Source organism: Pontimonas sp. (genome assembly GCF_031581085.1).
Classification (GTDB): Bacteria; Actinomycetota; Actinomycetes; order Actinomycetales; family Microbacteriaceae; genus Pontimonas.
In genome coordinates this window covers 20,440-28,623 of record NZ_JAVLBO010000019.1, presented here as the reverse complement: position 1 = coordinate 28,623, position 8,184 = coordinate 20,440, and the positions used below count along the sequence as shown (strand labels likewise).

Below are 8,184 nucleotides of genomic sequence, written 5' to 3'. Positions count from 1 at the left end.
AGCGTCGCTTTCAGAACGCTCAGGGTGAGCAGACCCACCACCTCATCGACTCTCATCGCGGTGAAAGCCTGGAATCGGAGTCACTGTCGGTCACGGTGCTCGCCCCGACCGCTTGGCAGGCCGAGGCGATGACCAAAGTGGGTTTTCACAAGAGCCCAGCCGAATTTCTTCACCTCGCGAGGCGTAAAGGGTTGCGCGCCGGGGTCTTTAGCGCAGACGGCTCGTGGACACGGTCGTCGGATTGGCCGGAATATCGTGCTTGATTTCTCGGAGCCGTCTGTCTGGTGGTTCGTGACCCGCTCGAGCGCGATTGTGGGCTGGGTTTTTCTGACCCTCTCGGTCTTGTGGGGAATCCTCTTGAAGACCCGAATTTTGCGCGGTGCGGACAACCCGGAATGGCTGAAGGTCGTCCATCGCTTTATTTCCGGACTGGCGATGCTCATGGTTCTTACCCACATGGTGTCGCTCTACTTGGATTCGTTCATCGAATTTACGGTTGCTGACCTTTTAATCCCCTTTTCCTCCGAGTTTGAGCCGTGGGGGGTGGCCCTGGGCATTATTGGCATGTGGGCCATGGTGTTGGTCTGGCTCACATCGATGGCCATGCAGTGGATTCCGCAGCCGGTGTGGAAGGCCGTCCATTTTGCGAGCTACGTGAGTGTTTTTGCGGTGGCTTTGCACTCCGGAATGGTGGGTACCGATGTGGGGACGCCCTGGTACACGGCACTGTCTGTCGTTCTCATCACGGCTGCGACGTTCGCGGGGATCATTCGCGTTATTCTCACTCGCCGCTCCCCAGCGCCTGCCACGAAGGCCAGCCAGGCCACTGAGTCTCCCGCGGAGGTGTCGACACCGCGCCCATCGGTCAACTCTTCTGACCCCACGGGTCGCATCACGTGTCGAGTCGCGACGCGTCGCCAACCAGCGACAGACGTTGTCGAGCTCACGCTGACGCCCATTGATCAGGACGTCGAAATGGAATGGGAGGCCGGAGCACACATCACTGTTCATCTGGGTAACGGGCTGGAGAGGCAATACTCACTCACCGGTGACCCAGCAGATTCGCGCTCACTGACTATTGCCGTTCTCAACACTCATGGACCTGGTGGGGGAAGTCAGTGGATTCACGAGCACTTGCGGGTCGGGACAGAACTGGACATTGATCCACCCATCCAGGCCTTCGCGCTCAAGCCCGCCCACCGCTACCAATTTGTCGCCAGTGGGATCGGAATCACCCCCATTCGCGCCATGCTGGCGTCCCTCCCCGCCACTCGAGACTGGCAGTTGCTGTATTTGGGACGCGAGCGTGACCAGATGGCCTATCTCGACCAGCTGGAAGCGGACTACCCCTCGAAGGTGACGGTGTGGGTCTCTGGTGAGCGCGGGGGTCGGGCTCCGCTGGATGAACTTCTCGATTCGAAGGCCCAAATATATGCGTGTGGCTCGGAGGGTTTATTGAACACACTGGAGCACGAAGTCGACTCGTCCCGGCTCCATGTGGAGCGCTTTATTCCCGTGGACCGCAGCGGCGAGCACACGTCACACGCGCTGTCCGTGGAGTGGGAGCCCACCGGGCAGCAGGTGGAGGTCGGGCCCGACCAGACCATACTCGACGGCTTGGAAAGCCTCGGGGTGGACCTGATGGCTTCCTGTCGCCGTGGTGTGTGTGGCAGTTGCGAGCTTTCGGTAGTGAAGGGAGCGCCCGCACACCTCGACTCGGTGATGGCCGATGAGGATAAAGACGAACTGGGAATTATGTATCCGTGTGTCTCGAGAGCGTCCACCGATTACCTCACGGTGAGTCCCAGCTAGCGCATAAACAACCTGGTGTTTTGCGCTTCCAGGTCGGCGTAGTGCTGAGCAGCTTGGCCGAGGGTCTGGGTGAGGGAGACCAGCTGGGCTTCGACCTGGGCGTGGGTGGCCTTCCATTCGCCAAGCACCTGTTGAAACGCCAGCGAGGCACTGCCACTCCACGACGACTGCAGGGACTGGAGTTGGCTGGTCAGTGACGTGATCTCCCCCTGGACGCGGTTAATGGTGGCGTGGGCGTTGCTGGTGGCGGCGAGTACGGCTTCGCTGTCGACGTGGTAGCGGGTCATCATTCTCCTTGGTGGTGGCCGGGTGTGGCCAGGAGGATAAACCCGCGGTGTCTACGAGGTGGCCGGTGGCGAGTCTGTGTGAATGGGGGGTGGAAACTCCGGGCTCTGGACAATGGGTAATGCCACCTGGAAGGTCGCCCCACCGCCCGGTGTCTCGCTCACGGAAATGGTGCCGGCGTGTCGGGAGATGATGCTGGAGGCGATGGCGAGGCCTAAACCAGAACCACCGGTCTCCCTGGCCCTCGAGGTGTCGGCCCTCCAGAAGCGCTGAAAGATTTTCTTTCGAATCTGCTCGGGAATGCCCTCACCGTGGTCGATGACGCGAATGATGGCGCGTTCTGGATTGTGGCTGCGATCGACTTCCACCTCGACGGGCGAGCCCTCGGGACTAAAACGCAGGGCGTTTTGTAGAAGGTTGGCCAGTACCTGGCGCAGCTTGTTTTCATCCGCTTCGACCGTGGTCTCGTCCTCAGAGACCCCCGGGGCGAGTGACCAGCTGATGTCCCGCTCGGGCGCGATGGCCCCCGCATCGAGACTCTGGTCTTTGGCAATGTCGATCAGGCGCAGGCTTCGCAGATCCAACGGTTTGGATTCGTCGAGGCGCGCTAGCTCCAGCAGGTCGGTCACCAGCCGCGTCATTCGATCGGCTTCTTTTTCGATGCGCTCCATCGCCTGGGCCACGTCTTTTTTGCTGGTGATTGCTCCCATTCGGTAAAGCTCGGCGTAGCCGCGGACTGAGACCAGTGGTGTGCGAAGCTCGTGAGAGGCGTCGCCGATGAATCGGCGCATCTGATCGATCGTGTCGGCCCGGTCGGCGAAGGCCCGGTCGATTCGAGAGAGCATGGTGTTGAGCGAGCGGGTCAGTCGGCCCACCTCGGTGTTGGGGGTACTGCCGCCAAGGCGCTGTGAGAAATCTCCGCCGGCGAAACGCGCCGCGGTTTCTTCCACTTCGCGAAGCGGGCGGAAGGTGGTGCTCACCAAAATACGGGTGAGCGCGGCGCTTAAGACCACGACGACGAGGCTGAAGGCGAGAAAGACGGAGGCGAACGAGCCGACGACTTGGCGGGATTCTTCCAAGTCGATTCCGATCGCCAGCGTGGCCGGCAGCGTCCTGCCCGAGTCGGCGCTCACAATGTTGAGTCGATAGGTTTTTACCCGCCAACTCGTCTGCTGGTTTCTACTCTCCAGCGTGAAGGGTTCGCTCGCTTCACTGATGACCGCGAGGCTCAACCGCGAGACGTCTGGGCCGTAGTCGAAACTGTCCTCGTCGAGGTTGCTGGCCAACACCGAACCCGTCGCGCTGACGGCGGCGATAAAGAATTCGTTGGAGAGTCCGTCTGCACGAGCGCGATCAAAGTCGTTGAAGTCGAGGGTGTTCAGGATGCCCGGCAGTGCGGTGGCGGCGTCATCGATTTTGTCGTCGATTTGGGTGGTGAGGTAGCGCTCAATGCTCAGCACCGTGCCCACACCGATGACCATCAGCCCGACGGTCACCACAATGACGGTGACGCCGGTGATTTTGCTCCGCAGTGAGGTGGCGTGCCACCAGTTACTGAGTCGCTGGTACATGACCTGGCAGCCTGTGCGCTGTGGCGCCTAGGCCTTCGTTTTCAACATGTAGCCAAACCCGCGCTTTGTCTGAATGAGCGGTTCTTCGGTGAAGGGATCGAGTTTTCGCCTGAGGTAGGACACGTAGCTCTCGACAATGCCGGCGTCGCCGTTAAAGTCGTACTCCCACACGTGGTCGAGTATTTGCGCCTTGGAGAGCACGCGGTTGGGGTTCAGCATTAAGTAGCGAAGGAGTTTGAACTCGGTGGGGGAGAGCTCGACGGAGTTTCCTTTGACACTGACTTCGTGAGTGTCCTGGTCCATTTCCAGCTCGCCCACGCTGAGCGTGGCGTCGTCTTCTTCCTGCTGGGTGCGGCGCAGGATGGCGCGAATCCGGGCGACGATTTCATCGAGGCTGAAGGGCTTGGTGACGTAGTCGTCGCCACCGACGGTGAGTCCTTGGATTTTGTCTTCGGTGCTGTCTTTTGCGGTGAGGAAAAGGATGGGGCAGGTGTAGCCACTGGCGCGCAGGCGCTTGGTGACCCCGAAGCCGTTGATGTCGGGGAGCATGACATCCAGCAGGATCAGGTCGGGCTCTTCTTCCAGCACCGCCGAAATGGTTTGCGCCCCGGTCGCGACGGCTCGCACGGCGAAGCCCGCAAAGCGCAGGCTCGTGGTCAACAGGTCGCGAATGTTGGGTTCGTCGTCGACAATGAGAATTTTCGGTCCGTCAGCCATCCCTCTATTGTCTGACAGTTGCCTTGGTGATTTCTGAGTGCTACTGGTGAGTCGACAGGGCGTGCGGGAGGTCCTCCTGGCGCACAATGTCGTAGGCGTAGCCCTGTTCGGTGAGGAAGCGCTGGCGGTTCATCGCATAATCCTGATCGAGGGTGTCGCGGGTGACCACCGAGTAGAACACGGCCCTGCGCCCATCGGCCTTCGGCCGGACAATCCGCCCCAGGCGCTGCGCCTCTTCCTGCCTGGAACCAAAGGTTCCAGAAATCTGTATGGCGATCGACGCCTCCGGTAAATCGAGAGAGAAGTTCGCCACCTTCGAGACCACGAGTGTGCCGATCTCGCCGCGGCGGAAACCGCTAATGAGTTTCTCTCGCTCCGCCATCGGCGTCTCACCGGTCACCAACGGAACGTCCAAGCGCGTGGCGAGGCGCTCCAGTTGGTCCAAATACATGCCCATCACCAAGATGCGCTCGTCGGGGTGGGACTCGACGATGGTCTGGACGATGTCGTCTTTATCCGCCGAGGAACTGGCAAAGCGGTAGCGCTCCGCATCGGGCAGCGTGGCGTAGTGGATGCGCTGTTCTGGCTCCAACTCCAAGCGCACCTCCACGCAGTGGGCCGGGGCGAGGTAACCCTGTCGCTCCAGGTCTTTCCAGGCCGCGTCGTAGCGTTTCGGGCCGATCAAACTAAAGACATCGCCCTCGCGACCGTCCTCGCGAATGAGCGTTGCCGTGAGACCAAGCCGCCGGGTGGCTTGAAGCTCGGCGCTGAGTTGAAAGACGGGAGCAGGCAGCAGGTGGACTTCGTCGTAGACGACGAGGCCCCAGCGCTGCGCGCCCAGCAGGCCAATGTGTCGAAATTCGCCCTGGCGTTTGGCCGTCACGATCGAATAGGTCGCAATGGTCACCGGCTTGACCTCTTTCGCACTGCCCGAATACTCGCCGATATCGTCTTCGGTCAGCGACGTTCTGGCCAGTAACTCATCGCGCCACTGCCTGGCCGCCAAGGTATTGGTGACCAAGATCAGTGTCGCCTGATCCAGTGTCGCCATCACTCCGGCGCCCACCATCGTTTTTCCCGCACCACACGGCAGGCACACCACCCCGGAGCCCTGCTGCACAAACCGATCGACCGCGGCGATTTGGTAGTCGCGAAGCCCCCAGGAGGTGGTCTCGAGGGCAATGTCGCAGTGCTCGCCCTCCACGTAGCCGGCTAAGTCGGTGGCCGGCCAGCCGATGCGAAGCAACTCCTGCTTGAGTTTGCCCCGAGAGAGCGCCTCGATGACGAGCTCACCCTCGGGGGTGTGTCCGGCCAAAAGCGGAGCAATCTTTTTCGAGCCTTCGATTTCTCGCAGGATGGCGGGCTCGCCGCCGAGCAGCAGTTCCCCCTCGTCACTTCGGCGAAGCACCACCTGACCGCAGCGCCCCATCGCGTCGTTGATGTCGGCGATCACCGCGTCGGGCACCGGAAAACGTGAGTGGGCAGAGAGTGTTGCGATGATTTCTTCGCCGGTGTGGCCGGCGGCTTCGGCGTTCCAGAGAGTCAGGCGGGTGATGCGGTAGGTGTGGACGTGTTCGGGAGCGCGCTCTAAATCGGCAAAGACGGCAATGTCGTGCCGGGCTTCCTCAGCGCTGGGGTGTGCCAACTCAATGAGGACTGTTTTGTCGCTCTGGACAATTGCTGCACCGGACTCAACCACAATCGGCCAGTCTACGACTCGTCGCTGGCAGAGCCCCCGTGGTCAATCCAGACAATCTGTTTCACCGGAATGGTGCGCTCGACATCGGATCGGATATCGCGGGCGCGCAGGCGGCCATTTTGGACACTGCGGGGCTCGACCTGGAGAGTGGCGACCTGATCGCCCATGTTGACCCCGACCCGCACCGCCAACTTCTCGGAAATACACACCTCTAATGCCGGGAGGAACCACTGCGCGGGCGCGTCGGCTTGCTGCTGGTGCCACTGCTGGAGAAGTGCGCTGGCGTCTGCGCGGGACCACGCGCCACCGTGTGCGGCGAGGCGCAATACGACGTCTTGGCCCTCCACATCGAGGGGTTCACCCTGGGCGTCCAGCACGAGGTGGGGGTAGCCCTCGGCGAGGAGCAAGCGGTGCACGTGTTCCACACTCTGCCCACTGCTGAACTCGTTGCTGCCATGAGCCACTAACCCGAGCGACTGGAGCCTGCGATCTGCCGGAAGAAGTCCCTCGAGCACGGGATCGGCCACGGTGAGCCTGGAGCCGCCCTCGGCGATCTCCACCCTGATGGCCTCCGCCCGATCGAGGGTGTCGGACACGAGGTGTCCCACCGACCCGGCCAACCCGCCGGGAAGAGCGCCCTCGACAAACTCCCTCATCTCCCCCGGAGTCACCCCGCGTTGAAGCCCCGTCAATACCGTCGCCTGGTTGATCGTGAAACGCGGGGCAATACCGCCAGAAATCCAGTGTCCGATGCGCCGAAGCGTCGCCTCGACGGAAGAATCTAAGACGCCCGCCGCCACCACACTGTCTGGACCGTCCGGGTAGAGCTGGTGGAGCGGCTCGGGCAGTGCCCGCTGGAGGACCTCCTTAGTGTCACCCTGGGTGCTTAGCGCTGCGGCCAGTTCGCTCGGCTGCCCCCCGACCATCACCCCCACTCGGTGGGCGAGCTCGCTCCAGTGGTCCCACACCTCACGATCCACCAGGGGGTAGGCAACGAGTGGGTTGGTGCCACCGGCGGCTTGGTCCCCGAGAGCACGGGTGAACCAGGTAGGCGCTTGGCTCCACAGGGTGTGCACCAGGTGGCTCCAGCGCTCCACGAGCGCGCGCCGCCGCCACTGAATACCTTGTTCGCTGACGAGCCACTTCTGTCCGCGCTGACCGAGCAGACCAGTGCGCTGAGCCAGTTCGCCCAGTTGAGCCCAGGGTCTCTGGCCGAGCGCGTCGGGACCCAAGCGCTGGGCCCAGGTTTCGTCGTCGGGCAGCGTCGAAGAATCCACCGGGTGGGCAGAGGCGCACTGCAGCAGCATCTCGACCCCCTCCAGAGCGCTCATCACCGCGGGGACATCTATTGCTGCCGGAGATTGGTGAGTGCCCTGCGGCGGGGTGACCACGGCGCGTGATGCGGCTCGGTGCGCGCGGATATCGGGCCAGATGGAGGCGACCTCGGGTCGAAGGACGGTTACCGAATCCGGGGTATACACCAGGTGTCGCTCGTGGGCTGCGTCGGGGAGGTCCACTCCGCCACCGTGTTCTGGTGGTGTCTCACTGACTGAGCCCTGGGCGTCGAAGAGAGAGTCGAGCGCATCGAGCTCACTGTCTGTCAGCAGTTGCAGTTGGCTTGTGATGGCGTCTTCTGCCACCAGCTGTTGGGCGAGCGTGAGTGGGTCTGTCTCCGCCTGGGCAACGACACCGCGTTCGGTGAGGAGTCTGGCGAGGGCATCAGCGCTTGCGCTCGAGAGCTCGTGGAAAACTCCCAGCGTCCACCTATTCACGCTCACCTGGAGCCTCGCCCGCTCGTCGGCGTCTGGTACTGACGACCAGAAGCGCAATGATGAGGACGAAACCAAGGGGTAAGCCAAACAGGGGCAACAGGGTGAGCGTCGGCCAGACTCCGGACGAAAAGTCGTCGTTTTCCATCCCGGTCCAGGTGCCGATGATGATGGCAAAAAAGGCGAGCACACTGAGTCCGACGATGCCAGCGATCATGGTGGCGAGGATGCGCTCCCACCTGGAGGGCGGGGGTGCACTGTTCATACTCACCCGCCCAGCCTACCCGCCCAAGCGGCGGGGTATCCTGGGGGAACTGGCATCGCGGTCTGG

8 protein-coding genes are annotated in these 8,184 nt (G+C 62.2%); 2 read left to right on the top strand and 6 right to left on the bottom strand.

All coding sequences use genetic code 11. The features are described from left to right. Nucleotides 1–263 (top strand): FAD:protein FMN transferase (locus RI518_RS06180; RefSeq protein WP_310689623.1); only part of this gene is annotated, 263 nt, incomplete at its 5' end. 28 nt (nt 264–291) lie between these two features. Next, entirely contained in the window at nt 292–1,812 is a 1,521-nt protein-coding gene (locus tag RI518_RS06175; RefSeq protein WP_310689622.1) for a 2Fe-2S iron-sulfur cluster-binding protein, read from the top strand. On the opposite strand, the gene RI518_RS06170 is transcribed toward RI518_RS06175, so the two are convergent. From RI518_RS06170 to RI518_RS06145, 6 genes are read right to left on the bottom strand one after another with little or no spacing between them, the layout of a single operon-like run. Continuing rightward, on the bottom strand, nt 1,809–2,102 hold the full coding sequence (locus RI518_RS06170) for a WXG100 family type VII secretion target (RefSeq protein WP_310672213.1): 294 nt from the start codon (nt 2,100–2,102) through the stop codon (nt 1,809–1,811). The genes RI518_RS06175 and RI518_RS06170 overlap by 4 nt on opposite strands. Nucleotides 2,103–2,150: 48 nt before the next feature. Continuing rightward, nucleotides 2,151–3,668, bottom strand: a complete 1,518-nt coding sequence (locus RI518_RS06165) for a HAMP domain-containing sensor histidine kinase (RefSeq protein ID WP_310689621.1) — start codon at nt 3,666–3,668, stop codon at nt 2,151–2,153. 27 nt (nt 3,669–3,695) lie between these two features. Beyond that, a complete protein-coding gene (locus RI518_RS06160; protein ID WP_104913042.1) occupies nt 3,696–4,385 on the bottom strand; it encodes a response regulator transcription factor in 690 nt (229 codons plus the stop codon). Nucleotides 4,386–4,425: 40 nt separating this feature from the next. Beyond that, on the bottom strand, nt 4,426–6,084 hold the full coding sequence (locus RI518_RS06155) for a DNA repair helicase XPB (protein ID WP_310672211.1): 1,659 nt from the start codon (nt 6,082–6,084) through the stop codon (nt 4,426–4,428). 11 nt (nt 6,085–6,095) lie between these two features. Continuing rightward, on the bottom strand, nt 6,096–7,862 hold the full coding sequence (locus RI518_RS06150) for a hypothetical protein (RefSeq protein ID WP_310689620.1): 1,767 nt from the start codon (nt 7,860–7,862) through the stop codon (nt 6,096–6,098). Beyond that, on the bottom strand, nt 7,849–8,124 hold the full coding sequence (locus tag RI518_RS06145) for a multidrug ABC transporter ATPase (RefSeq protein WP_397428145.1): 276 nt from the start codon (nt 8,122–8,124) through the stop codon (nt 7,849–7,851). The genes RI518_RS06150 and RI518_RS06145 overlap by 14 nt, the downstream gene beginning before the upstream one ends. Nucleotides 8,125–8,184: the final 60 nt, after the last annotated feature.

Bases quoted from the DNA above. Each gene is read 5' to 3' on its own strand.
- RI518_RS06160 (WP_104913042.1), bottom strand. From the start codon at position 4,385: ATGGCTGACGGACCGAAAATTCTCATTGTCGACGACGAACCCAACATT.
- RI518_RS06165 (WP_310689621.1), bottom strand. From the start codon at position 3,668: ATGTACCAGCGACTCAGTAACTGGTGGCACGCCACCTCACTGCGGAGC.
- RI518_RS06170 (WP_310672213.1), bottom strand. From the start codon at position 2,102: ATGATGACCCGCTACCACGTCGACAGCGAAGCCGTACTCGCCGCCACC.